Below are 23,628 nucleotides of genomic sequence, written 5' to 3'. Positions count from 1 at the left end.
TATTATTCCTCCTCTGCGACGGACAAGTTCTCGTTTTCTAAGATGTTGGTTTCTTCATCTAAGCCAAAGGCAACGTTGCTCTCAATCCATTTACGCCTTGGTTCAACTTTGTCCCCCATTAAGGTAGTCACACGTCTCTCAGCACGGGCTGCATCATCAATGCGGACACGGATTAACGTTCTTGTCTCAGGGTCCATAGTCGTTTCCCATAGCTGATCTGCATTCATTTCTCCAAGGCCTTTATAGCGCTGAATCATGTAGCCTTTTCCCACTTTTTTCAGAACGTCTTGAAGTTCTTCATCAGACCACGCGTATTCCACAACTGCTTTTTTTCCGGTGCCTTTGCTTACTTTATACAATGGCGGCAGTGCAATAAATACTTTGCCAGCTTCAATCAGCGGCTTCATATAACGATAAAAGAAAGTCAAAATCAGAACTTGAATGTGTGCACCATCTGTATCTGCATCTGTCATGATGATGACTTTATCGTAATTGCAGTCTTCTACGTTAAAGTCTGCTCCGACGCCTGCACCGATCGCATGAATTATTGTATTAATCTCTTCATTTTTAAAGATATCTGCAAGCTTGGCTTTTTCAGTATTGATAACTTTACCCCTTAGTGGGAGCACAGCCTGAAAACGGCGATCGCGTCCTTGTTTAGCTGAACCGCCTGCTGAATCACCCTCAACCAGGTAGATTTCATTTCTTTGAGGATTCCTTGACTGTGCGGGAGTGAGCTTTCCGCTAAGTGTCGCTTCTGAACGCTTTCTCTTCTTCCCGCTTCTTGCTTCTTCCCTGGCCTTTCTAGCTGCTTCACGAGCCTGAAATGCTTTAATGGCTTTTCTGACAAGCAATGTGCTCGTCTCAGGGTTTTCTTCTAAAAAGTAGGCAAGATTTTCCGATACGACAGAATCTACAGCCGATCTTGCTTCACTCGTGCCAAGCTTTCCCTTTGTCTGACCTTCGAATTGAAGGAGCTCTTCAGGAATCCTGACAGAAATAATGGCAGAAAGGCCTTCACGAATATCTGAACCATCAAGGTTTTTATCTTTTTCTTTCAAAATACCCACTTTTCTAGCGTATTCGTTAAATGCACGTGTCATAGCTGTTTTAGAACCCGCTTCATGAGTACCGCCATCTTTTGTGCGAACGTTATTTACAAACGAGAGAATGTTCTCGGAATATCCGTCGTTAAATTGAAAGGCAAATTCCACCTCTATGCTGTTTTGAATTCCTTCAAAGGACACTACCGTATGCAGGGAGTCCTTCTCTTCATTTAAATAGGAAACAAACGCTTCAATTCCTGTTTCATAATGATAGATTTCTTTCGTCTGATTTCGATCATCAATCAACTCGATTTTCAGCCCTTTTAAAAGAAATGCTGATTCACGCAAACGCTCGCTTAGTGTCTCAGCGTTATAAGTTGTGTTGCTGAAAATAAGCGGATCTGGTTTAAAATGGATAATTGTTCCCGTTTTGTTTGTCTTCCCGATATTTTCAAGAGTCGTTGCAGGTTTACCGCCATTTTCAAAACGCTGTTCATATATAAATCCATCACGATGAATGGTTACGATCACCCATTCAGACAGTGCGTTTACTACTGATGCACCGACGCCATGCAGTCCTCCGCTAGTCTTATAGCCGCCTTGTCCGAACTTCCCGCCTGCATGAAGAACGGTCATAATGACTTCAGCTGTCGGTTTGCCAAGCTTGTGCATTCCTGTTGGCATGCCGCGTCCTTTATCTTGTACAGATATACTGTTGTCTTTATGTATTTTAACGATTATGTGATCTCCAAATCCGCCTAATGCTTCATCAACGGAATTATCAACGATTTCATAAACGAGGTGATGCAAACCTCTTGAATCAGTGCTTCCGATATACATACCCGGTCTTTTCCGCACTGCTTCCAAACCTTCTAATACTTGAATCGCATCATCATTGTAATCAAACTGTTGCTGCTTACCCAAACGATTTAAGCTCCTTTCAAAAAAAACAAATGTCACGTCAGAGATTTGCTGCGTATCAAAGAACGTATGTTTCTATATCGTATCTTACATTCTGGCAACGTGACAAGTCCTGCACCTTTACTCTTTATTAATTTTACCATTGTTTAGAAAAAGTAGCGTATAAAAATCAATACCCAAGCTATATTTTATCGGTTACAAATAATTTCGCAAACTAAATATTAGCAGAAGTCAGCTAAAATGAAAAATATTTTGGAAAAATGTTGAAGTTTATACTCAATTCAGCATTGTCATTATGTGATTTCAAATGGATATAATCATACAAAAGGAGCAATTATTATTTTTTCCTGCTAAAGGATACGATAGCAAAGGCCAAAGCTTCTGAACTGTTTTGGGGCATGTGCATCGGCAGCAGCTGGAGGAAACTAAAACAGGAAGGGAATGATTTGATGTATAAGAAAAATCACAGGGATCATACCCTGCGATTTTTATTTCGTTAACGCATGTTCTACTTTTATGCAGCGATCCATGATGACGGTGTAGCCTTTTTCTTTCAGCAGCTGATAAGCTTCTTCATTCACAAGTCCAAGCTGTGCCCAAAAAACATCAGCATCAATTTCTAAAAATTCTTCTGCAACCGGAAGCAATTGTTCTGAGCGGCGAAATACGTTCACGATATCTATGTGTCCATCTATTTCTTTCAATGAGCCGACAGCTTTAACTCCTAATGCTTCCTTAATTGTTGGATTTACAGGGATAATTTCATATCCCGCATCCTGCATGGCTTTGCTCACCATGTAAGATGTCCGGTCTGGCTGATCAGATAAACCTACAACGGCAATGCGTTTGCTCTTTTTTAAAATGCTGCCGATTTCTTCTCTTGAAGGGATTGATATACTCATATAAAAAACTCCTTTTAGATGATTTTTTTCCGTTTCTTTCTTATGACGTAGTCTTAAGTGCTAGTTACATGATAAAATAAGATTATTCATTTTAAGATTAAAGGAGAGCGTATCCATTGATGATTGCAATCATTATTATTTTAGCTTATTTACTCGGTTCCATTCCTTCTGGCTTAATTGTAGGGAAGGTTGGATATGGTATTGACATTCGTGAGCACGGCAGCGGGAACCTTGGGGGAACGAACACATTTCGGACACTTGGTGTAAAAGCTGGCTTGATTGTAACAATTGCTGATATTCTGAAAGGAACACTTGCTGCATCTCTCCCTTTCCTATTTGGAGTAGAAAGCGTGCATCCGCTGCTTATTGGACTTTTTGCTGTCATCGGCCATACGTACCCTCTGTTTGCTAATTTTAAGGGCGGTAAAGCAGTTGCAACATCAGGAGGCATTCTGCTGTTCTTTACACCAATATTGTTCGTCACAATGCTAGCTGTATTCTTTCTCATATTATACATCACAAAATACGTATCGCTGTCTTCTATGCTCACAGGCATCTATGCTATCATATTCAGCATCTTCAATGGAGATCCGATTCTGATTTTAGTAGTCAGCATCTTGACCTTATTTGTTATATACCGTCATCGGGCAAACATTAAACGCATAAAGGACAAAACAGAGCCTAAAGTTAAATGGATATAAAGCTGCCTTGCTGGCGGCTTTTTTCATTTTCGCAAAAAAATTTTATAATGAAAGACAATGGCTATATAGCAGACAGTTAGCACCTGTTCCATCTGGATCTTAATTGGTTTTTTGAACATGATTTCTTTTTTACAATGTATCGTTTATGATAGTAAAAAAGATCTTAACAGGAGAATAGGCAGATGAAAAAATGGATAATCACAGTAATTGCTATACTCGCTTTAATCGTAATATCACTTTTTATTTTTGTAATACCCAATGCGGAAAAGACGTACCCATCGAAAGCGCATTCAGGATTGAATATGGGTCATACTTCTAAATCATTTAAATCAGAGGTTACGCTATCTGCACTTGGAGATATCCTCATTCACGGCAGGGTCTACAATCAGGCAAAGACAGGAAGCGGTTCCTATAATTTTAAACCAATGATACAAGATGTTAAACCTTTAATTGGAAAGGCAGATATCACGTTCGCCAATCAGGAAACGATGATTGGCGGAACAGAAATCGGACTATCTACTTATCCATCATTTAACAGCCCTTTTGAAGTTGTAGATGCTTTTCAGGATGCAGGTGTCGATATCGCCGGCATTGCCAACAATCATACACTGGATCGCGGTGAGAAGGCAATATTAAATGCAACCGACCGGTATGATGAAATTGGTCTTCCTTATGTAGGCGGCTATCGCAATCAGCAAGATGCAAATACTCCACGTGTCATAAATAAAAATGGGGTAAAATTAGGTTTTCTTGCTTATACATACGGAACAAATGGCATTCCTGTACCAGAAGGGAAACCTTATCTCGTTAATTTAATTGATAAAGATAAAATGAAAAAAGAAATTGAAGAAATGAAAAAGCTGTCAGACGTAGTTATTGTAAGCATGCATTGGGGGGTTGAGTATATTCGGCTTCCAAATGAAGAACAGCAGGAGTTAGCCCAGTTTCTGGCTGATCAAGGCGTCCATTTAGTCATTGGCCATCACCCTCATGTTCTTCAGCCGATGGAATGGCTGGAAGGTCAAAACGGGAGTAAAACGTTTGTTGTCTATTCTTTGGGTAACTTCTTATCAGGTCAAGTTGGTGATTATAAAGATATTGGCGGAATATTCTCCATTAAAATGACGAAAGAGCTAAAAAATGGAACAAAGAAGATTGAATTGTCTGAGCCTGGTTTTATTCCGACGATTGTTGTCAATCAAACGAACTACCGTGTAAAAGAGCTTGAAAATGTAGATAGTGAAAGAAATAAAGCGATATATGAGCACATGTTTCAATATCTTAAGTAGGAAATTTGCTCTTTTCTGTTTTTGTTTTGTCTTTTCGTGGTATCGTATGAGGGAAGGAGTGATACTCAGATGAACATACATATTAGCGATGAGGCTGTAAAGTGGTATCAGCAGGAGATGAATATTGTAAGCGGAGATTCCTTTCGTTTTTTCGTCAGGTATGGAGGAAATAGCACAATTCAAAAAGGTTTTTCCCTAGGTGTTGTAAAAGATCAGCCTGAACAAATTGGTGCAAAAACAGAAAGAGATGGCATTACCTTTTTTATTGAAGAAAGTGATATCTGGTATTTCGATCAAAACGATCTAGTTATTGATTTTGATAAAGAAAAAGGCGAGCCCGCTTTTGATTATAAAAAACCCGCAGATTAATGATCTGCGGGTTTTTATTGTAAACGGAAGCGTTCAATCTGATCCGTCAGGTTATGAGCTGTTAAAACCTTAATTTGAACGTCCCCCATCAGGTCAAAATGCGGATAATGCTTGTCCTGATGAATCCACTCTTTTTTTAAGCCGTAGATTTCTCCCCAGGCAATTAGTTTTTTAATATCTGAGCAGCCCGCTTTTGTAACAGCATGTGATTTCGAAAACCGCGGATCTATCCAATAATGAGTTAAAAAAGCAAGTTCACCGGCGGCTACTTTTGTTTTCCAGGCCACAAGTTCCTTACGTTTAATTCCAAATGCCATTCATTACCCCTACTTTTTTGCTTTTTCATATGCCTCATGCCATTCCGGATACTTTTTTCGAATTTGTATTGGCTTAAAATTCTCTTTTTTAACACATACATGATTCGATACAGCCTGAAGTGCCAATTCTCCATCATCTTTGTACATTTCATAGCCATAAGCTACTTTAAATCCGTTATATTCTTCGATCCAAGTATGTACAGTTACTCTTTCACCATATTTCATCGGTTTTTTATACTGTACCTGCAAATCAACAACCGGTGAGATAATTCCTTCTTTTTCCATATCGGCATATGAAAAACCGAGATCTTTTATAAGCTGTGTTCTCCCGACTTCCATCCAAATTAAATAATTTGCGTGGTATACAACACCCATTTGATCTGTTTCTGCGTACCTTACCTCAATCTCTTTTTTTGAAACAAGCATGAATCTTCCCTCTCCTTATGCAGCATCCAAAAATAGGACAACGAATAAATATTATCATACCATACCCACTGAATTTGGCACAAAACAAAAGAGATGACCTATAGAGGCCATCTCTGATTGGATTTTTATGATTTATAACCATTTTCACGAGCAGCCGCTTCATCGCTGATCTCAGCACGAAATGCTTCAATACTTTCCTCACGGCGGTGATTTTTAGCTTCAATTCTTTCACGTTCTTCTCCACTTGCAAATTCTGCGGTTTCTTGTGCTTTTTCAATGTTTGCAATTGTGTTCTGAACCATGTCCTGAAGCTTTTCTACATTATCTGAACGATCATCTGGATTTGTTTTATAACCCATGAGAGAACACATCCTTACCATTATTTAATCAAAAAACACTTGTATAAACAATTAGTTAACATAATATTATTATGTTTTTTATACTACTCGCCTTTTGTTTGCATGACCTGTGGATGTTCATTTGTTTTATTCTGCATTTTTTTGCCTTTATTTCCCCCAAAGCCTCTTGATTTAGTACCGATATGATTGGGAGTAAAGTGGCTTTGTTTATCGTTAGAGTTTGTCATGATTCTTCGCCTCCTCACATTTATCTTTTCCATGAAGGGCTCAGGTCATGATAACCAAGTGTTGGATTTAGCTCAGCTTATTCAGCAGACGCTGCTCCACTCTCTCTTCAAGTCTGTTTATTGCTTCTTCATCTTTTAACAATTCTCTTTTATTTTCCTGCACCAATTCTTCAAATGTAAGTTTTTTTATTTTTCTCATTCGTGCACCTCCATATGTATTAAACACAGCTTTTCCATTAAATAGAAAAAATAGTACAAGTTTTTTGAAAAAATAAAAAAAGACTGTTCCATTAAGATGTACAGTCTAATCAAACTTATAATTCCAGCATTTTTTCCATTGTTTCTTTTGTCATGGCTCCACGTGAAATGTTTAATATATTACCTTCTTCATCTAGAAAATAAGTGGTCGGATACGAATAGACTTCATATTGAACACTGACCCTTCCATCTTTATCCAAGGCTACAGGAAAAGTCAAATTTCGTTTAGATATAAATGATTCTACATCTTTTATGCTTTTCTCCGCATTTGTCATATTTACAGCTAAAACAATGACACGATCACCTTGTTCTTTCTGAAGTTTTTCCATTTCAGGCATTTCTGCTTCACACGGAGGACACCATGTTGCCCAAAAATTGATCATCACTTTTTTGCCTTTTACATCTTCAAGTGTAACTTGTTCACCGTTTAGCATTTCTAAATTAAACTCAGGCGGCTTATTGCCGATTTCGAGCCCTTCTTTTGGTTCTTTTGGCAAGACGGCGAACCAAATAGCATAGCCAGCCAAAAACACCAGCAGCCCAATTGCAAGTATCCTTTTCAAATCAAGTCCCCCTTGTCCCACACGCTACTACACCAATTATATGTACTTCCTGATTAATTAGGACAACCTATATGTATGTGTACCATTTCATTAAATCATCTTTATTTCAAAAGAACAATAAAATACATTAAAAAAAGGACGGAAATTCCGTCCTTTTCACTTGTTAGCCTTTAATTTTTTCGCGTAATACCATTTGAAGGATGCCGCCATGACGGTAGTAGTCAACTTCAACGTCACTGTCAAAACGCACAAGCACTTCAAACTCTTTTTCATTTCCTTCTTCATCAGTTGCTCTCACTTTTACATGGTCACGAGGTTTAACAGATTCATCAATCAAAACTTCGATTGTTTCTTTACCAGTTAAGCCAAGTACTTCAGCACTTTCACCTTGTTTAAACTGTAGTGGAAGAACTCCCATAAAGACAAGATTGCTTCTGTGAATACGCTCGAAGCTTTCAGCGATTACTGTTTTGATGCCTAAAAGGTTTGTACCTTTTGCTGCCCAGTCACGTGAGCTTCCCATACCATAATCTTTCCCTGCAAGCACAACAAGACCTGTTCCATCTTGTTTGTACTTCATGCAAGCATCATAGATAGAAGTTACTTCACCAGTTGGCCAGTATGTTGTATAGCCGCCTTCTGTTCCTGGTGCTACTTGGTTTTTGATGCGGATATTAGCAAATGTACCGCGCATCATAACTTCATGATTTCCTCGGCGTGATCCGTAAGAATTAAACTCTCTAGGGCTTACGCCTTTTTCCTGCAGATAGCGTCCGGCAGGTGTATCTTTTCCGATTGAACCAGCTGGCGAGATATGATCCGTTGTTACAGAATCCCCGAATTTTGCAACTACTCGTAAATTCGTAAGCGGCTCAACAAGACCTGGCTCTGGATTTAAGTTTTCAAAGAATGGAGGGTTTTGAATATAAGTAGAATCTTCATCCCACTGATACAAAGCCTCATCTGTTGTTTGAATCGCATTCCAGCGCTCATTATCATCAAATACTCTGCCATATTCTTGGCGGAATAGTTCTGGTGTTACCGTTTGTTTTACAATTTCATTTATTTCATCCATTGATGGCCAGATGTCGTTAAAGAAGACATCATTTCCATCTTTGTCTTTACCTAAAGATTCATTCTTTAAGTCGATATTTACTGTTCCCGCTAAAGCGTATGCGACAACGAGCGGTGGTGAAGCAAGATAGTTACCTTTTACAAGCGGATGAATTCTTCCTTCGAAGTTACGGTTACCAGAAAGTACTGATGTAACAAGCAGGTCGTTTTCAGCTACTGCTTTTTCAATCTCATCAGCCAAAGGACCAGAGTTGCCGATACAAGTTGTACATCCATACCCTACAACGTTGAAACCTAATTGATTCATATATGGCAGCAAGCCTGAATTTTCAAGATAGCCAGTAACAACTTTTGAGCCTGGAGCCAAAGAAGTTTTTACATAAGCAGGTACTTTCATGCCTTTTTCAATTGCTTTTTTAGCGACTAAACCAGCTCCAACCAAAACATATGGGTTAGATGTGTTTGTACAGCTTGTGATAGCAGCAATTGCGATCGCACCAGTCTTCATTTTTGTTTCTTCGCCATTCGCCATTGTTACTTTAATTTCTTTATTAGCTTCTGATGCTTCCAAACCGAAGCCTTGGTTGCCGCTTGGAGCAGCAAGTGCAGTTTGAAAAGATTTTTGCATAGCAGATAGAGGGATTAAATCTTGAGGACGTTTTGGTCCAGAAAGATTTGCTTCAATTTCTGCAAGATCGATTTCAACAACAGATGTATAGTCTGGCTCTACATCTGGTGAGAAGAATAGTCCATTTTCTTTGCAGTATGCTTCTACTACATTTACCAGCTCTTGATCGCGTCCAGTCAATGTCATGTATTGCAATGCTTCATCGTCTACAGGGAAGAATCCGCAAGTTGCACCGTATTCTGGTGCCATATTTGCAATTGTTGCACGGTCCGCAAGAGGAAGCTTTGATACACCAGGTCCAAAAAATTCAACGAATTTTCCTACAACGCCTTTTTGACGAAGAACTTGTGTTACTTTTAAAGCTAAATCCGTTGCTGTTGTGCCATTTGGCATTTGACCTGTTAATTTTACTCCGATTACTTCAGGAACTGGGAAATAAGATGGCTGTCCAAGCATTCCAGCTTCAGCTTCAATACCGCCTACACCCCATCCTAGAACACCGATTCCGTTGATCATTGTAGTATGTGAATCCGTACCTACAAGTGAATCAGGATATGTTTCAAAAGTACCATCTTCGCCCTCAACTGCATGGACAACATTAGCCAAGTACTCTAAGTTTACTTGGTGAACGATGCCTGTCGCAGGAGGAACAGCACGGTAGTTATTAAACGCTTTCTTTGCCCAGCTTAAGAATTTGTAGCGCTCAGCGTTACGTTCGAATTCAAGCTCCATGTTAAATTGCAGGGAATCCATTGTTCCCGCTTTGTCAACCTGTACAGAATGGTCAATAACTAGATCAACTGTAATCTCAGGATTGATAACATCCGGGTTTCCGCCAATGTCTGCCATAGCTTTTCTTAAAGAAGCTAGGTCCACAACTGCAGGTACACCAGTAAAATCCTGAAGAATGACACGTGATGGCTTAAATGGAACGTCGAGCTCTTTTTGCTCTGCCGTGCCCCAGCGAGCGAGATTTTCAACATGTTCTTTTGTAATAACTCTTCCATCTACTTGTCTTAAAACAGACTCAAGTAAAACTTTGATTGAGTACGGCAATTTAGAAACATTGCCAACTCCTGCATCTTCTAATGCTTTTAATGAATAGTAGTTGTATGTTTTTCCGCCTACAGTAAAACTTTTACGCGCTTGGAAAACATCGTGATGTGATAATTGCTGCTGTTTCGTCATATGTTTTCTCCCCTTTTAAATCAAAATCGACGTGTGTCGAAATCTCGGTCTCTCCCACCAAATTATTCGCACATTTTCATCTTAATACATGTTTTAACATAAGTAAATAACAATGCTGTTATCAAACATCATAAGCCATGCTTATAGTTATAAACTTCAGTACTTTTTTAATATATTGAATTGTAACCGGACACATCTTTTTCCCCTGACAAACAAACACTATGGCCATGGGGGTGAGAAGTATGGCAAAACGCAAAGCAAACCACGTAATGGAAGGTATGAACGCGGCTTCTGCACAAGGAAAAGGTGCTGGCTATAATGAGGAATACTCGAATGAGCCTCTTACTGCAGCACAGAAACAGAATAATAAAAAGCGCAAAAAAAATCAGTAAACAAAAAACGACGGATTTCCCGTCGTTTTTACTGTTCCTCAATATTCACTTCATCAACAATCCGTGCAAGATCTCTTCGATACTGTTCAAGTGTTTCACGCTGTGTTTCAGAAGCAACCTCTAATGCATTGTTAATTTGTTCATATGCTTCATTCACTTCTTCTTTTAAATGGCTTAGCTGAATCCCATAGTCTGATCCATCTTTCTCTAGCTGCTGAAAAACATTTTCTGCCTGTGCAGCTCCTTGCTGTGCTGCCTGAAACGCCTGCTGCTTGTTTTTATGATAAGGCATTTGTTTCCCTCCTTTACTGGTGCTGACCTGCCTGAACCTTAGTGTGGTGAATATATGGACATATTATACAGGCTGAATTTTGAATGATACCTCCTTAAATGTTTTATCCTAACTAGCAAGGAAGGTGAAAAAAATGACGAACAAAAATTCAAGCAAAGATATGCACAAAAATGCTCCAAAGGGAAATAATCCCGGGCAGCCTGAACCTTTAGATGGGTCAAAAAAGGTTAAAAACCGTAACCATTCTCGTGAAAAACACAATTCACATCACGATATGTAAGCTTTTTGAACGGCTCTGCAATCTGCAGCCGTTCATTTTTATTTTTTTGCCTATGCATGAACGTTCATGTCAATTAATAAAATATCTTAAGCGAATCATCTTACCCTCTTCTGCTTACTTATACTCGAAAAAACCCGCTTTAAAAAACACTGGAAAAATTAATTGTTTTTTCTCTTCAAAGCTTGTTTAATTCCTTTCACACATTGTTTATGAATTGAATAAGATTTAAGTAGCATGGTTTTTGGAGGTCAACCTGAGATGGACAAAAAAAAACGTTCAAAGCCTTCTGATCTTAGCTGTATTGAAGAGTGGATGAATCAATTCTTCACAGATCCATTCTCAGCACTGATTGACTACCATTCTTTTCGCGTTGATTTATTCGAAACAAGTGAGGATTACATTGTTGAGGCAGAATTTACAGATATGAACCCAGAGCAAATACGAATTGAGATCAATCAAGAATCGTTAATTATTAAAGTCCTTGCCACACTGTCTGAGAATGATGAAAAAGATCAGCTGGAACGAACGATTCTTCTACCCTTTACCCTTGAAAAAAAAGTAATAGAGGCTTTTTTTTCAAATGATATCCTGGAAGTTAAAATAGCTAAAGACGGAAGCTGCGTTCGAAAAGGATGCCATATCCCTGTTCAATATACAAATTAAAGCAAGGTTTTATTCTTGCTTTTTTATTTTTCTATTTAAAGGTCTATGTTTAGACAAGTCCTTCTCATTTATATATAAGTAAAGAGAAATATGGGTGTATTAATTAAAAATCTCGTGATCAGCGAAATTTCGGTTGGTGTCGTTAACTACGGAAAATTCCACTCTTGCAGGAGCCGTGGAAAAAAATAAATCCGTTCAGGATGCGGCAGCTTAAGAAGAAGGAAAAATGAAAACGACACCATTTTAGGATGTCGTTTTAAGAGTCGGGCTTATTTTTAAAATCTTGGATTTTAAGCTTTTGGGTTTGAACATTAATTTCTATTTTATTAATATCATGATTTCCGCATCGTTTGCAAACATCATTATTATTTAAAAGCAGCATACAATTCACACAATAGTACTTTTCCATTTTCATGCCTCCCATTATATATCACTATATGAATGAAAGAGATGAAAGTTTCATTTTTTTATAATGATGAACAACCTTCTTCGTTCTTTTTTTCTCCAGATTCACATATTTTTTTTAAAATAGATAAAAAGGGGTTTCGTATGGCTTATTATGGTTCAAAAGGATGGTATGTCAATAAGCTAAGAGAAACGGGATTGACAAGACACCCAATTGAAAGAAAAAAACTTAAGCTCTACAAAACGTTTGTTCTGCGAAATCTATATGAAAATTTAACAGCAGAAGATAATAAAACTTCCTTAAATTAGGAAGTTTTATTATTTGTAGGTATTTAGAATCACTATATTTTAGATAATTACAAAAAAATAACATTAATAAGGAAAAAAATTCTTTTTTATAGTAAATTTTAATCATATAATAGACGTAATATGAAAATGTCAGCAAGGAGGATCGTTTATGACTCTGCTTTATGAAATCCTTTATCTCCCTACAAAATCTGGAACGATTCGCATTGATTTATCATATAAACGCTCTTCATATACTGCTCACGCTGAGCTTGGAGGGCATCTATCAATGGGAAAAGATCGGAGCAAACGCAAAGCGATCAAAAAGTCACTCATGGAATTAGCAAAACAGGTTCATTCAGATTGACCTAGCTTTCCAACCTCTATTCGGTCGTGTATAATAATATCAGATTGCAGTATGGACCGGAGGTTATTTTAATGTTAGATGGCTGGTTTTTATGGTTTATTTTATTCTGGGTCGTCTTCTTGGCAGGTATGCTTGGCATTGGCGGTTTTTTTATGTTTCGAAAATTTTTAAAGCGTTTACCGAAAGAAGATGGAAAGTCAGACCTTGATTGGGAAGCTTACTACATACAGCAAACGAGACATCTTTGGGATACGAAACAAAAGGCACTTCTAGAAGATCTTGTCGAGCCCGTTCCTGAACTATTCAGAGATGTTGCCAGGGCAAAAATTGCAGGGAAAATTGGACAGCTTGCATTAGAAGAAAAGGCAAAACAAATTTCTCAGGATTTGGTGATTCGCGGATATATCGTAGCAACACCAAAACGGGATCATAAATTTTTATTGAAACGTCTCAAAGAAAAAAAAATCGACCACTCACCATATCGAGCATTGTTTTAATAAAAGCGCAAGAGCCCGTTTAGCGCAGGCATGACAGAAAAGAATCCGGCAGAAAAGTCCTGTTTTGACTTTTTTGACGGATTTGTTCTGGCCTAGGAGTTGGGCGTTGGAACTAAACACCAATGCGCAAAATTTTATACTTTCTTATCTTTTCAAAAAAAACCATCGGAGACTTTCGATGGTTTTTTAGGTTGCTTGAATATTAGGAGGGTTCAATTGATTTTCAAGTTTTCGATAAGAAACATACATGGCAATTCGCCAAGGAACTATCATTCCGAATGCGAGAATCCAAAACATACCGCTGAGTTCGCCTACATCGATCGAGTTGCTTAAGTAGAATTTCAATGCAATTCTTAATACTAGAAGCCCTATCAAAATAAAAGCAAATGCTTTAGATCGTTTTAAATAAATTTTTTCATCTTTCACTTCAAAGGTTGAGGTTTTAATAAGAAAGATAGAAAAAATACATCCGAGTGTGATCGCTTCCAAAAACTCCAGTGGAGTAACTCGAAACATTGGATGCAAAAACATCAGTGCACCAGTACTCATAAAAATCGGAGGCAGGATAATTTTTTTTGCACTTGCAGGTTTTTTTGAAGCTTTCATGCGTATCATCATGACAGCTATAGCCATAATTACAGCAATTATCGTTGAATAAATGACCAACATGATCAATCCTTTACACGGAGTTACTTCTATTATAATACATCTTATAGAATAAATAAAAACCATCACATAATAATCTGGATGGCTTTTCGTTATATGCATTTTAGCCTAAAACACGGTTAATTGCATCACTTACTCTTGTTTCGTCAAATGGCTTAACGATAAAGTCCTTTGCCCCGGCTTCTATTGCTTCAACAACCATTTTTTGCTGTCCCATTGCTGAGCACATAATGATTTTTGATTGGGGGAATTCTTTTTTTATTTCTTTCAGTGCTTCGATTCCGTTCATTTCCGGCATAGTAATATCCATCGTAACCAGGTCCGGCTGCAGTGTTCGAAAAAGGGTAATCGCCTCTGCTCCGTTTTCAGCCTCGCCAATTATCTCATGTCCACTGTTTGTCAGTATTTTAGATAATGTCAATCTCATAAACTTTGCATCATCCACAATCAGTACTTTAGCCATGTAAGTTCCTCCCCACAATTCCACCGAAAGCAAAATCTACTGCTCTATGAGATATTATATCAAAAAAAAGAACAAAAGATAGTAATATTGACTCAAAAATTTTATTTAGTTAGGTCTAAAATCCTGTAAATCCTCCAAATAATCGGCTGAATACAATAATAATCTGTGTCATCCAATTAAAAAAGAGCATAATCCCGATAATGATCATCAGCCATCCGCCAACCTTCATAATCTTCAAATTGTGCTTTCGAATCCATCCAAGTCTTCCAATAAAAAAAGCAAGAATTAGAAATGGTATGGCAAAACCAAGCACATAAGCAAGCATATAAACCATTGCAGAACCAGGATTGCTTAAAGTTAAGGCGAAAACTGCTGTTAAAATAGGTCCAGTACACGGGGTCCATCCAGCAGCAAATGCAAGTCCAATCAGCACAGAACCTAAATATCCTGATGGTCTGTTCTTTAATTCAAATCTGCGTTCTTTCATTAAAAATTCCGGCTGGAATACCCCTACAATTACTAGACCGAAAAAAATGATAAGAATGGCACCGATTTGCCTGATTAAATCTTTATAATCAAAAAAGAATTGTCCGATAAATGATCCGCCAAAACCGAGTGCAATAAAAATAATGGAGAATCCAAGTAAAAAAAACAAAGTATGCAGGAAGCTTCTTCTTTGAAGCATTGCATTTTCCGTTTTTATTTCACCGACCGATACACCTGTTATGTATGATAAAAATGCAGGATATAATGGCAAACAGCAAGGTGAGATAAAAGATAAGAAACCAGCTCCAAAAGCTAAAAAGAGATTCACATCCGTCATCTTTCAGCTCCTCCTCTCTATAATAAGTCACACTATATTCTAGCAAAAACACTTTGAAAATCATATGTTTCACTATGTGACATTTTTATGTCAATTCCCTAACAACTATGCAAAAGAGATTTCTTCACAGATCGGATACCTATATAATGGCTATATATCATAAATAAAAATCCTTATTTTCCCTTCGAATTATTTTCCAAATTAGGATATAATAGAAATTAATAGCAAAAAGATCGTTATGAACTTACATAAAGAAAGGACAAGTTTTCGTGTCTAAACAAGAACTATTGAAGCTTATAGAAAAAAAACGTGCGGAAATGATCGATATAGCAATAAAGAATGGAATCAATTCAAACGTGTCCATTCAATACAGTCAAGAACTCGATCACTTGCTAAATGAATACAACCGATACAGCTATACTACATTAAAAAAAGTGAGCTATTCATAAATAAAGGCTCTTTTCGTAAAATTTGTTGCTTTTATAGAAATGGTTAAAACCTTTAGTGGATTGTAGCGGAAGGCACTTGACTCCTGCGGGAAATAGAGGGGAATGGGAGACCCCACAGGCATAGCCGAGGAGGCTCCCATTCCTCCCTGCGGAAAGCAAGTGCCTGCAGCGGAAATACACTGGCGAAATTTATAACCAAAAAACAACAATCAATGCAAAACAGCCTAAATAAAAAAGTACGCTGCATGCGTGCTTTTTATATTGAAAGATAAAACTCCATATCCCCCTCGATTACGGCATATCGGAATTCAGTGATCATTTGTGCACTTATTTCGGAAAGCTCATAAGCAATCCGCCTATCTCCTTCCTTTATTACTTCATGGCCTTATGCATAATAATAATGTCCCTTATTTTTTATCCTTGATCAAATACTTTAACATCTTAAGAAGAACACATATACTTTTTTAGAATTCGTCTATGTCATCTGGCATTAGTTAACTACTTAAGTATGTTGTCGTATTAATTAACATTTATTAATAAATGTGTGAAATTTGTCTAATCTAATCTAATCCTTTCCTCATAAGATATAGTAGTCCTACACAAAGGAGGGAATAAAATATGAGCGACTATGGAAGAAGAGACAACAATTTTGCATTGATTGTTGTTTTATTCGTTCTTTTAATTATTGTTGGAGCATCTTTTTTGGGAAGATACTAATAGACAAAACTCATTCAATACCAACCGCTTAATTTTTGGTCAGGCTTGTGCCTGATCTTTTTTTGTTTTATTTAAACCTAAATCGATCTTACCTCTCTCTTCCCTGGCACTTACTTATCATCGGTCTCTCTATGAATCCTTGGCAAAGCAATGATTCAAACCAAATTTCAATAAAAAAACCGCCTTCCTGTTAATTTTCAACAGAAAAAGCGGTTTTGAATTGGTAAAAAGAAAGATTAAGCATTTTTTAAGTATTTATGATGAAGGATTAAGTCAGAGGGTTTATGCAAAAAAACAAAATGCTTAAATTATTTACCTAAAACCCTTTAAAAAACCCGTATTCAAGGAATTTTTATTTTGCTTGATTGTTCATCATTTTCATCATTTGGTTAATTTTCTTTTGAGAAGGTTTCATTCCCATTTGCATCATCATCATTTTTAACATTTGCTCATTAATTGGCGGATTTTTCTTCAAGTAACTCATCATATATTGGCGAGCAATGAAAAATCCTAGTGCTACTCCAGCAAGTAATGCCAGAACGCCTACTAGAATGACTACCCACAGATCCATTGTATTTCCTCCTTCATGTTGTCTATTTTACAGTGTACTAAACCATAGGATATTATACAACATTTACTCCATAATTTCTGCCTTTTTAGACAAATTTTCTTTCTTTTATCGGTTTTAGCCATCCGTACCTTTTTGACTCGAAATCCATTGCTAAAAAACATGAATCAATCTTCCTCAAAATTTCAAAAAAGATAGCTTCCATATCAAAGCTACCTACAGAAGTGACCTCTATATACTGATCTCGAACATGAAGAAGAGCGTTCCCCTGCTTTGTCTCGCTGTCAATTTTATGGCTCGACTCATCACGGACATAATTGTAACGGTTAACCAGATTTGTTTTAAGGATATTCTCTATTGGTTGAGCAGGAATCTCCTTAGTAATATAGTTAATTTGCTTATATAAATGATAAAATTCTTTTTGCTCAGGGCTTGTCCGAAAGTATTCCTGAAAAAGATGGAATAGCTTTGCTTCTCGGCCGAAAAAGTGATTTGCAAATTCTTCTTCTATTAAATAGACATAATAGTGCCTCATACTTCCACCCCTTGATAACTGTTATCGCCATTATAATAGAAGGAGACACTAAAAATTTGTCTAAATAAAGGAGGAAGATAACACTTTTTTTGTCGAAAAAGAGAGAACGAATATTCGTCCTCTCTGGATTGATTATTTTTCTAACAATGCTTTGACTCTTGCCATAACATTTTCAACAGTAAAGCCGTATTCTTTCATAATCTTGTCACCAGGAGCAGATGCACCAAACTGATTAATAGCAAGAACATCGCCTTCATCACCTGTGTAACGTTCCCAGCCAAGCGGTGCAGCCATTTCAATGGCAAGACGCTTCTTAACTGATTTAGGAAGAACAGATTCACGGTATTCTTTTGTTTGGCTTTCAAATCTGTTCCAAGATGGCATGCTGACAACAGCCACATCAATACCTTCTTTAAGCAGTGCTTCCTGAGCTTCCACAGCCAGTCCTACTTCAGATCCTGTAGCTAACAGCAAAGCATCAGCTGTTTCTTTTCTGCTTGCAGAGATTGTATAAGCTCCTTTGGAAACACCATCATATGCTGTCTCAGAAGTACCTGCAATTGTTTTTAAGTTTTGTCTTGTCAAAACAAGTGCAGTCGGAGACGTTTCAGACTCTAACGCAAGTCTCCATGCAGCTGCAGTTTCGTTTCCGTCAGCAGGACGAATGACCGATAAATTAGGCATCGCGCGAAGTGAAGGAAGCTGCTCAATCGGCTCATGAGTTGGTCCATCTTCACCAACAGCTATGCTGTCATGTGTAAATACATATGTTACAGGAAGTCCCATTAATGCAGCTAACCGAATCGCTGGACGCAAGTAATCAGAGAATACAAAGAAAGTTCCTCCAAACACACGCAATCCGCCATGAAGCGCCATTCCATTCAATGCAGTTCCCATAGCGAATTCACGAACGCCGAACCAAATATTACGTCCGCTGTAATCCTGTGCTGTAAAGTCTGAAGCACCTTTAATTGAAGTATTATTTGATCCTGCTAAATCAGCAGATCCTCCAAAAAGATAAGGAATCTCCTTCGCAATTGCATTTAATACTTCACCAGATGAAGCTCGTGATGCAAGTGCTTTACCTTCTTCATATACTGGTACTGATTGATCCCAGTTTTCTAGTAATTCGCCTTTAATCCCTGCTTGCAATTGTTTAGCAAGCTCAGGATATTGTTTCTCATAGCTTGCCATAAGCTCGTTCCATTCTTGCTCTTTCTTAGATCCTGAAACTTCAGCTGATTCTTTGAAATGAGCATATACTTCGTCAGGAACATAAAAATCTTCCTCGAATGTCCAAGCATATGCTTCCTTTGTAAGCTTGATTTCATCAAATCCAAGAGGCTTGCCATGAACATCTGATTTACCTGACATATTCGGAGAACCATAGCCTATAGTTGTTTTTACTTCAATTAATGTTGGTCTTGTAACGTCTTGCTTCGCTTCTTTAATAGCATTGGAAATTTCTTCTATGTTATTGCCATCTTCTACACGAATCACTTGCCATCCGATTGATTTAAAGCGATTTTCAACATTTTCAGAGAAAGAACGGTCTAAATCACCATCTAATGAAATATCGTTGGAGTCATATAAAACAACTAGTTTTCCAAGCTGCAAGTGACCTGCAAGAGATGCAGCTTCTGAAGAAACACCTTCCATTAAGTCGCCATCTCCGCAAATTGCAAATGTAAAGTGGTCAACTACAGGATAAGATTCTTTATTATATGTATGTGCTAAGTGACGCTCTGCCATCGCCATACCAACAGCCATTCCAATTCCTTGGCCTAATGGTCCAGTTGTTGCATCTACACCAGCTGTATGGTGGAACTCAGGGTGCCCCGGCGTTTTGCTGCCCCACTGTCTGAAAGATTTGATATCTTCCATTGAAAGATCATACCCTGATAAATGAAGAAGGCTATATAATAGCATTGAACCGTGGCCTGCAGACAGTACAAAACGGTCACGATTAAACCATTCCGGGCTTTTCGGGTTATGATTCATAAATTGCGTCCACAAAGTGTAAGCCATTGGAGCTGCCCCCATTGGCATTCCAGGATGTCCTGAATTTGCTTTCTCGATTGCATCGATTGATAATGTTCTGATCGTTGCAATTGATAAGTCTTGAATTGAGTGTGACATGATTGACCATCCTTTCAGAAATAACATTCTACTTTCTTATCATAGCGATACACACTATATCATACAACCATTTCGCATGAAATTTTACAAGAAGTTTAGATGTGTAAGAAACTATTCTAATGTATTATGCGCAAATTGAAAAGGAATACATCACAAATTGACGTATTCCTTTTATTAATGTAGGTTTCTTTTCTTTTCATCTTTTAATTTTTGTGGTGTTACATCTTTCCCATTTGGATCTAGAATAGTAACGCCTTTTAACGTATTTTTCATAGAACCTCTGAATGTTTGCAGATATTCTTGTCTAAGATTTTGCTGTTCCTGCAATTCTTTATCTGTAAGGGCTGTTGTCTTAGCCTTTTTAGAAAGTTCGTTAATTCTTGCCATTTTATCTTTTGAAAGCATGCTGGTAACTCCTTTGAATAGATTCACTATGCTATCGTACTAAAAATGATTGTAAAAAACAACTTATTGGATTGTAGTTTGTTTCATGTATTCCTGGTATCTCCGATGAACAGTTGCTTTTGAGACATCATGTCCAAACCCTCTTAAAGTGGCTGCAATTTCAGCAAATGTGAGCTTATTTTGTTTTAATCGGACAATTTCATCAATTGGCAGTTCTTTTCTGTCTTTACCGGGGCTCAAATGAATATTAGAAAGGTTTTTTTCTGGCTTATACCCGTTTTGTACAGCTCGCTTCATGCCCCGTTTGATTTTTAGATTATGAATCTTTCGCTGATATTCCTCAACAATACTTACGATTTCCAAGACCATTGAATCAGCTTCAGATAGTAATAGCTTACCATTGTGCGTCACTGAATAAAGAGTGATTCCTTCTTTTTGAAAGAAATGAATAAGTGCAATTCTTGCATTTCCTCTTCCTAACCTAGTTTCGTCCTGAATTAAGATTGCATCTGCTGATCGTTCTTTTATGAAATCAAAAAGTTCAAAAATTCCATCTCTTTCAATGTCATATCCGCTTGCCTGCTCTTCAATCACTTTTACAATAGTCATTTGGTGCTGTTCGGCAAGCATCATAAGTTCTTCCTTCTGCCTATGCAGAGAAGACTCTTGTTCTTCTTTCGTGGTGCTGACTCTGCAATAGATGATAGCGTTCAGTTTTTTCCACTCCCCACTTATTTCTTGCTTGCTAGCTGGTTCATATCATAATATGCATTCTTGTCAATTGGAATAAAAACGGTATCCCCGGGCTTGATGATTGCTGTCTGCATTCCATTCTTTTCTTGAACCCACTCGACAAATTCAGCTTTAGAGAGATTATGATGTTCTTTAAATTGATCAGCAATGCTCCAGATGCTGTCACCTTCATTGATTTCTACATGCACGAAATTCTCCATGCTGTCCTTTTCCCCAGTATAAGATAATGCAAATACAGCTACAATAACGACGATAAAAAATGATAGTAAATATGAGAATGATTCTTTCAACATGATCTCCACCTCGAATAGAATGTTTGTTCGTACTTCTGATATTTTTAGTATAATGCGAACAAACGTTTCTGTCAACGGGTTTCTCGAACTTATGTTTGTATGCAAAGGAAAAACATGCTATAATCAACATAAATTACAGGACGCGAGGTGCAAAAGATGACAAAACTATCAAAAAGACAGCAGGATATCTTAAACTTCATCAAATTAGAAGTTCAAAAAAAGGGTTATCCGCCTTCTGTACGTGAAATTGGCGAAGCTGTCGGCCTTGCTTCAAGTTCAACAGTACACGGCCATTTAGCAAGATTGGAAAGCAAAGGCTTAATCAGACGCGATCCAACAAAACCAAGAGCTATTGAAATTTTAGAAGAAGAAACATCACATATTCCTCGGATGAATGTCATTAATGTACCGATTATCGGTAAAGTAACAGCGGGTTCACCAATAACTGCAATTGAGAATGTTGAAGAATACTTTCCTCTACCAGATTCGTTCGCTGCAGCAGATGATCACATTTTTATGCTGGAAATTATGGGAGACAGTATGATAGAAGCCGGTATCCTTGATGGCGACATGGTTATTGTCAAACAGCAAAAAACAGCAAATAATGGGGATATTGTCGTAGCCATGACAGAAGATGACGAAGCAACCGTTAAACGCTTCTTCAAGGAAAAAGATTATATTCGACTGCAGCCCGAAAACTCAACTATGGACCCTATCATTCTTCGAAATGTAACAATCTTAGGAAAAGTAGTTGGAGTATATAGAAATATTCATTAAAATCCCGCTTTTACTAAGCTGGATTTTTTTATTTATTTGTTTTAAGAAGCTCGTCACGGGGAAAATAAACATAAAACAAAATGATGAGGTACTTTATGAAATCCATTACTGATCTTAATGAACCCAAGATACAGAGGACTATTTCACAATTCATTTTCCCTTTTTCATGGAAACAGGATTGTGTCAAAGAATTAATAGACGAGCTTATCAATAATGGCTTTGAATTCTTTTCTATTAATAATCCTTCACGGAAAAGCAGCTTTTACGGGGAAAATGTCAATATTCCGCACAAGCGTTTAAACCATTATTTCCTTCCATACATAGAACAGATTCTCTTTCCAAATCAATTTAAAGAGAAAGCAATTAACCGATATTCTAAATCTTTAAATTTAGACTGCCGCTTAGAAACTGCCCACAATTCCTACAATATGAAAATCCATTCTATTGATATTTATATTTGTCCCTTTTCGATTGGGATGATTACAATCAGAGCGGAACCTTACAGTATGGATAAGATCCTCACTTTAAGTGAAGCACTCGATTTTATGGATCACTTCCGTGTGCTGGAACCGCTGATTACTGAGGAAAAAGGCACGTCCATTTATGCTGAACAACAAAAATACGATAAAATTCAGGAATTTATCTTCCAAGACCTCTGTCCTTACATCGTTCCTTTTATTGAAAAAAGCAAAAATGATCAGTCTACCTATCTCGGAAGTCTGCCATATTTTATAGATGAAAGAATGTTCGTTTCCAGTCTATTAGTGACGTCTTCCGATGAGAAAATCACAGATGAAGAATTGTTCAGGATTGGCCACATGAATGGCTTTGACAAAAACGGGAAACCATATTTAGCTGCAAGCAACCCAGAATACATCCACAATTATATTAAGAAGCATGTATATGAACGATGGGCTCCAGCCAGTTATCATATCATCAGTGATCATACTTTTGCCTGTCTTACAAATGACATTGAAAATGAAAAAATAATAGCCGAGGAAATGTACGGACAGCTCTATTATAATTTGATTCTTCACCTGTTCTATAAAATCGTGTTATTAAAACTTTCATACAGCTATTCACAGCTCTATATAGACCAAAAACAAGATAAAATGGATAAACTTATTCGTTCCATTACGAATTTTACTGCGAAATACATTTTTTCAGAAATCAGCAGCCGTACAGAAGGCCAAGAATTATCTGTTATGATGAAGGATCGTTTCAAGATCGAAACACTTTACAAAGAAGTAAATAATACAATGGACAGTCTTTATCAGAACCAAGAGAAGCTGGCAAGCAAACGTCATAATTCTCTCTTGCTGATATTAACGACATATACCGTTATATCTGGTATTTATGGAATGAATTTAGTTATAGAAGACTGGAAAGGTAAAATTGAATGGAGTAAGCTTGCAGAATATTCCTTATTTGAATACATCTCACTAATCGTCGCATTATCTGGCATTGCTGTCGGCGGTTTCCTTGCTGGAATTGCAATAATAAAATTAATGAAAGATTATTTAGATAAACGAAAATCAGAAAACCTTGACTGAATGATTTTGTCAAGGTTTTCTGATTTTAATATATTTTA

The 23,628-nt window shown here is 37.4% G+C and carries 33 protein-coding genes; 13 read left to right on the top strand and 20 right to left on the bottom strand.

Going from position 1 to position 23,628, the window contains the following annotated elements:
* Positions 1 to 2 precede the first annotated feature (2 nt).
* Both parE and CYJ36_RS05490 read right to left on the bottom strand, forming a co-directional pair.
* Positions 3 to 1,970, bottom strand: coding sequence for a DNA topoisomerase IV subunit B (parE, locus tag CYJ36_RS05495; protein WP_101565536.1), 1,968 nt, complete (start codon positions 1,968 to 1,970; stop codon positions 3 to 5).
* Positions 1,971 to 2,455: 485 nt separating this feature from the next.
* Positions 2,456 to 2,869, bottom strand: a complete 414-nt coding sequence (locus CYJ36_RS05490; RefSeq protein WP_374702773.1) for a CoA-binding protein — start codon at positions 2,867 to 2,869, stop codon at positions 2,456 to 2,458.
* A 116-nt stretch (positions 2,870 to 2,985) separates the two neighbouring features.
* Here CYJ36_RS05490 and plsY point away from each other — a divergent pair, with 116 nt between their 5' ends.
* The 3 genes from plsY to CYJ36_RS05475 all read left to right on the top strand — a co-directional run bounded on the left by plsY (position 2,986) and on the right by CYJ36_RS05475 (position 5,228).
* Positions 2,986 to 3,570 (top strand): glycerol-3-phosphate 1-O-acyltransferase PlsY, encoded by a 585-nt coding sequence (plsY, locus tag CYJ36_RS05485; RefSeq protein ID WP_224768290.1) that lies wholly within the window; start codon positions 2,986 to 2,988, stop codon positions 3,568 to 3,570.
* Between the two features lie 182 nt (positions 3,571 to 3,752).
* Entirely contained in the window at positions 3,753 to 4,859 is a 1,107-nt protein-coding gene (locus tag CYJ36_RS05480; protein WP_101565534.1) for a CapA family protein, read from the top strand.
* Positions 4,860 to 4,928: 69 nt separating this feature from the next.
* Entirely contained in the window at positions 4,929 to 5,228 is a 300-nt protein-coding gene (locus CYJ36_RS05475) for a HesB/YadR/YfhF family protein (protein ID WP_101565532.1), read from the top strand.
* A gap of 14 nt (positions 5,229 to 5,242) precedes the next feature.
* On the opposite strand, the gene CYJ36_RS05470 is transcribed toward CYJ36_RS05475, so the two are convergent.
* From CYJ36_RS05470 to acnA, 7 genes are all read right to left on the bottom strand, one after another.
* Positions 5,243 to 5,545 (bottom strand): hypothetical protein, encoded by a 303-nt coding sequence (locus CYJ36_RS05470; protein ID WP_101565530.1) that lies wholly within the window; start codon positions 5,543 to 5,545, stop codon positions 5,243 to 5,245.
* A 9-nt stretch (positions 5,546 to 5,554) separates the two neighbouring features.
* Positions 5,555 to 5,971: an acyl-CoA thioesterase gene (locus tag CYJ36_RS05465; RefSeq protein ID WP_101565528.1), complete on the bottom strand. Its 417-nt coding sequence runs from the start codon at positions 5,969 to 5,971 to the stop codon at positions 5,555 to 5,557.
* A gap of 125 nt (positions 5,972 to 6,096) precedes the next feature.
* Complete coding sequence (tlp, locus tag CYJ36_RS05460; RefSeq protein WP_374702772.1) at positions 6,097 to 6,330, bottom strand: small acid-soluble spore protein Tlp; 234 nt, start codon at positions 6,328 to 6,330, stop codon at positions 6,097 to 6,099.
* A gap of 83 nt (positions 6,331 to 6,413) precedes the next feature.
* Positions 6,414 to 6,557 (bottom strand): acid-soluble spore protein N, encoded by a 144-nt coding sequence (locus tag CYJ36_RS05455; protein ID WP_101565526.1) that lies wholly within the window; start codon positions 6,555 to 6,557, stop codon positions 6,414 to 6,416.
* Positions 6,558 to 6,624: 67 nt separating this feature from the next.
* Positions 6,625 to 6,756: an FbpB family small basic protein gene (locus CYJ36_RS05450; protein ID WP_101565524.1), complete on the bottom strand. Its 132-nt coding sequence runs from the start codon at positions 6,754 to 6,756 to the stop codon at positions 6,625 to 6,627.
* A 115-nt stretch (positions 6,757 to 6,871) separates the two neighbouring features.
* A complete protein-coding gene (locus CYJ36_RS05445; protein ID WP_101565522.1) occupies positions 6,872 to 7,378 on the bottom strand; it encodes a redoxin domain-containing protein in 507 nt (168 codons plus the stop codon).
* A 163-nt stretch (positions 7,379 to 7,541) separates the two neighbouring features.
* Positions 7,542 to 10,268, bottom strand: a complete 2,727-nt coding sequence (gene acnA, locus CYJ36_RS05440) for an aconitate hydratase AcnA (protein WP_101565519.1) — start codon at positions 10,266 to 10,268, stop codon at positions 7,542 to 7,544.
* Between the two features lie 242 nt (positions 10,269 to 10,510).
* Between acnA and sspO the strand changes: the two genes are divergently transcribed.
* Entirely contained in the window at positions 10,511 to 10,660 is a 150-nt protein-coding gene (gene sspO / locus CYJ36_RS05435; RefSeq protein WP_101565517.1) for a small acid-soluble spore protein O, read from the top strand.
* 28 nt (positions 10,661 to 10,688) lie between these two features.
* On the opposite strand, the gene CYJ36_RS05430 is transcribed toward sspO, so the two are convergent.
* The gene (locus CYJ36_RS05430) at positions 10,689 to 10,952 is read right to left on the bottom strand and encodes a hypothetical protein (protein WP_101565515.1); all 264 of its coding nucleotides are present in this window, start codon (positions 10,950 to 10,952) and stop codon (positions 10,689 to 10,691) included.
* Positions 10,953 to 11,085: 133 nt separating this feature from the next.
* On the opposite strand from CYJ36_RS05430, the gene CYJ36_RS05425 reads away from it, so the two are divergent.
* Positions 11,086 to 11,232 carry a small acid-soluble spore protein P gene (locus CYJ36_RS05425; protein WP_101565513.1) on the top strand — a complete coding sequence of 49 codons (147 nt, stop codon included), beginning with the start codon at positions 11,086 to 11,088 and terminating at the stop codon, positions 11,230 to 11,232.
* A gap of 258 nt (positions 11,233 to 11,490) precedes the next feature.
* Positions 11,491 to 11,895, top strand: a complete 405-nt coding sequence (locus CYJ36_RS05420; protein ID WP_180850082.1) for an Hsp20/alpha crystallin family protein — start codon at positions 11,491 to 11,493, stop codon at positions 11,893 to 11,895.
* A 256-nt stretch (positions 11,896 to 12,151) separates the two neighbouring features.
* On the opposite strand, the gene CYJ36_RS23555 is transcribed toward CYJ36_RS05420, so the two are convergent.
* Complete coding sequence (locus CYJ36_RS23555) at positions 12,152 to 12,304, bottom strand: hypothetical protein (RefSeq protein ID WP_180850080.1); 153 nt, start codon at positions 12,302 to 12,304, stop codon at positions 12,152 to 12,154.
* 140 nt (positions 12,305 to 12,444) lie between these two features.
* Here CYJ36_RS23555 and CYJ36_RS05415 point away from each other — a divergent pair, with 140 nt between their 5' ends.
* The 3 genes from CYJ36_RS05415 to CYJ36_RS05405 all read left to right on the top strand — a co-directional run bounded on the left by CYJ36_RS05415 (position 12,445) and on the right by CYJ36_RS05405 (position 13,449).
* A complete protein-coding gene (locus CYJ36_RS05415; RefSeq protein WP_101565707.1) occupies positions 12,445 to 12,609 on the top strand; it encodes a DUF2639 domain-containing protein in 165 nt (54 codons plus the stop codon).
* Positions 12,610 to 12,757: 148 nt separating this feature from the next.
* Positions 12,758 to 12,952: a hypothetical protein gene (locus tag CYJ36_RS05410; protein ID WP_101565510.1), complete on the top strand. Its 195-nt coding sequence runs from the start codon at positions 12,758 to 12,760 to the stop codon at positions 12,950 to 12,952.
* A 71-nt stretch (positions 12,953 to 13,023) separates the two neighbouring features.
* On the top strand, positions 13,024 to 13,449 hold the full coding sequence (locus CYJ36_RS05405) for a DUF2621 domain-containing protein (RefSeq protein ID WP_101565508.1): 426 nt from the start codon (positions 13,024 to 13,026) through the stop codon (positions 13,447 to 13,449).
* 186 nt (positions 13,450 to 13,635) lie between these two features.
* Here the strand turns inward: CYJ36_RS05405 and CYJ36_RS05400 are convergent, their stop codons facing one another.
* From CYJ36_RS05400 to CYJ36_RS05390, 3 genes are all read right to left on the bottom strand, one after another.
* The gene (locus CYJ36_RS05400) at positions 13,636 to 14,118 is read right to left on the bottom strand and encodes a CcdC family protein (RefSeq protein ID WP_101565506.1); all 483 of its coding nucleotides are present in this window, start codon (positions 14,116 to 14,118) and stop codon (positions 13,636 to 13,638) included.
* A gap of 100 nt (positions 14,119 to 14,218) precedes the next feature.
* Positions 14,219 to 14,578, bottom strand: a complete 360-nt coding sequence (locus CYJ36_RS05395) for a response regulator (RefSeq protein ID WP_101565504.1) — start codon at positions 14,576 to 14,578, stop codon at positions 14,219 to 14,221.
* 115 nt (positions 14,579 to 14,693) lie between these two features.
* Entirely contained in the window at positions 14,694 to 15,401 is a 708-nt protein-coding gene (locus CYJ36_RS05390; protein ID WP_101565502.1) for a cytochrome c biogenesis protein CcdA, read from the bottom strand.
* A 269-nt stretch (positions 15,402 to 15,670) separates the two neighbouring features.
* Here CYJ36_RS05390 and CYJ36_RS05385 point away from each other — a divergent pair, with 269 nt between their 5' ends.
* Both CYJ36_RS05385 and CYJ36_RS05380 read left to right on the top strand, forming a co-directional pair.
* A complete protein-coding gene (locus CYJ36_RS05385; RefSeq protein WP_101565500.1) occupies positions 15,671 to 15,850 on the top strand; it encodes an aspartyl-phosphate phosphatase Spo0E family protein in 180 nt (59 codons plus the stop codon).
* A 618-nt stretch (positions 15,851 to 16,468) separates the two neighbouring features.
* A complete protein-coding gene (locus CYJ36_RS05380; RefSeq protein ID WP_101565498.1) occupies positions 16,469 to 16,567 on the top strand; it encodes a YjcZ family sporulation protein in 99 nt (32 codons plus the stop codon).
* A gap of 352 nt (positions 16,568 to 16,919) precedes the next feature.
* Here the strand turns inward: CYJ36_RS05380 and CYJ36_RS05375 are convergent, their stop codons facing one another.
* The 6 genes from CYJ36_RS05375 to yneA all read right to left on the bottom strand — a co-directional run bounded on the left by CYJ36_RS05375 (position 16,920) and on the right by yneA (position 21,257).
* Positions 16,920 to 17,138 (bottom strand): YneF family protein, encoded by a 219-nt coding sequence (locus tag CYJ36_RS05375; RefSeq protein ID WP_029281123.1) that lies wholly within the window; start codon positions 17,136 to 17,138, stop codon positions 16,920 to 16,922.
* An 85-nt stretch (positions 17,139 to 17,223) separates the two neighbouring features.
* A complete protein-coding gene (gene sirA, locus CYJ36_RS05370; RefSeq protein ID WP_101565496.1) occupies positions 17,224 to 17,670 on the bottom strand; it encodes a sporulation inhibitor of replication protein SirA in 447 nt (148 codons plus the stop codon).
* Positions 17,671 to 17,802: 132 nt separating this feature from the next.
* Positions 17,803 to 19,809 (bottom strand): transketolase, encoded by a 2,007-nt coding sequence (gene tkt, locus CYJ36_RS05365; RefSeq protein ID WP_101565494.1) that lies wholly within the window; start codon positions 19,807 to 19,809, stop codon positions 17,803 to 17,805.
* A 174-nt stretch (positions 19,810 to 19,983) separates the two neighbouring features.
* Positions 19,984 to 20,214, bottom strand: coding sequence for a DUF896 domain-containing protein (locus CYJ36_RS05360; protein WP_101565492.1), 231 nt, complete (start codon positions 20,212 to 20,214; stop codon positions 19,984 to 19,986).
* Between the two features lie 63 nt (positions 20,215 to 20,277).
* The gene (locus tag CYJ36_RS05355) at positions 20,278 to 20,928 is read right to left on the bottom strand and encodes a YneB family resolvase-like protein (RefSeq protein WP_101565490.1); all 651 of its coding nucleotides are present in this window, start codon (positions 20,926 to 20,928) and stop codon (positions 20,278 to 20,280) included.
* A 17-nt stretch (positions 20,929 to 20,945) separates the two neighbouring features.
* Complete coding sequence (gene yneA, locus CYJ36_RS05350) at positions 20,946 to 21,257, bottom strand: cell division suppressor protein YneA (protein WP_191561597.1); 312 nt, start codon at positions 21,255 to 21,257, stop codon at positions 20,946 to 20,948.
* A 159-nt stretch (positions 21,258 to 21,416) separates the two neighbouring features.
* On the opposite strand from yneA, the gene lexA reads away from it, so the two are divergent.
* Positions 21,417 to 22,037 carry a transcriptional repressor LexA gene (gene lexA, locus CYJ36_RS05345; protein ID WP_101565486.1) on the top strand — a complete coding sequence of 207 codons (621 nt, stop codon included), beginning with the start codon at positions 21,417 to 21,419 and terminating at the stop codon, positions 22,035 to 22,037.
* Between the two features lie 95 nt (positions 22,038 to 22,132).
* Positions 22,133 to 23,590: a hypothetical protein gene (locus CYJ36_RS05340; RefSeq protein WP_101565484.1), complete on the top strand. Its 1,458-nt coding sequence runs from the start codon at positions 22,133 to 22,135 to the stop codon at positions 23,588 to 23,590.
* The last annotated feature ends 38 nt before the right edge of the window (positions 23,591 to 23,628 follow it).

Origin of the sequence: Bacillus sp. UMB0893 (genome assembly GCF_002858905.1) — a bacterium.
Taxonomy (GTDB): Bacteria; Bacillota; Bacilli; order Bacillales; family Bacillaceae; genus Bacillus_P.
The sequence above is the reverse complement of the archived record's forward strand: the minus strand, read 5'-3'. Positions and strand labels throughout refer to the sequence as shown.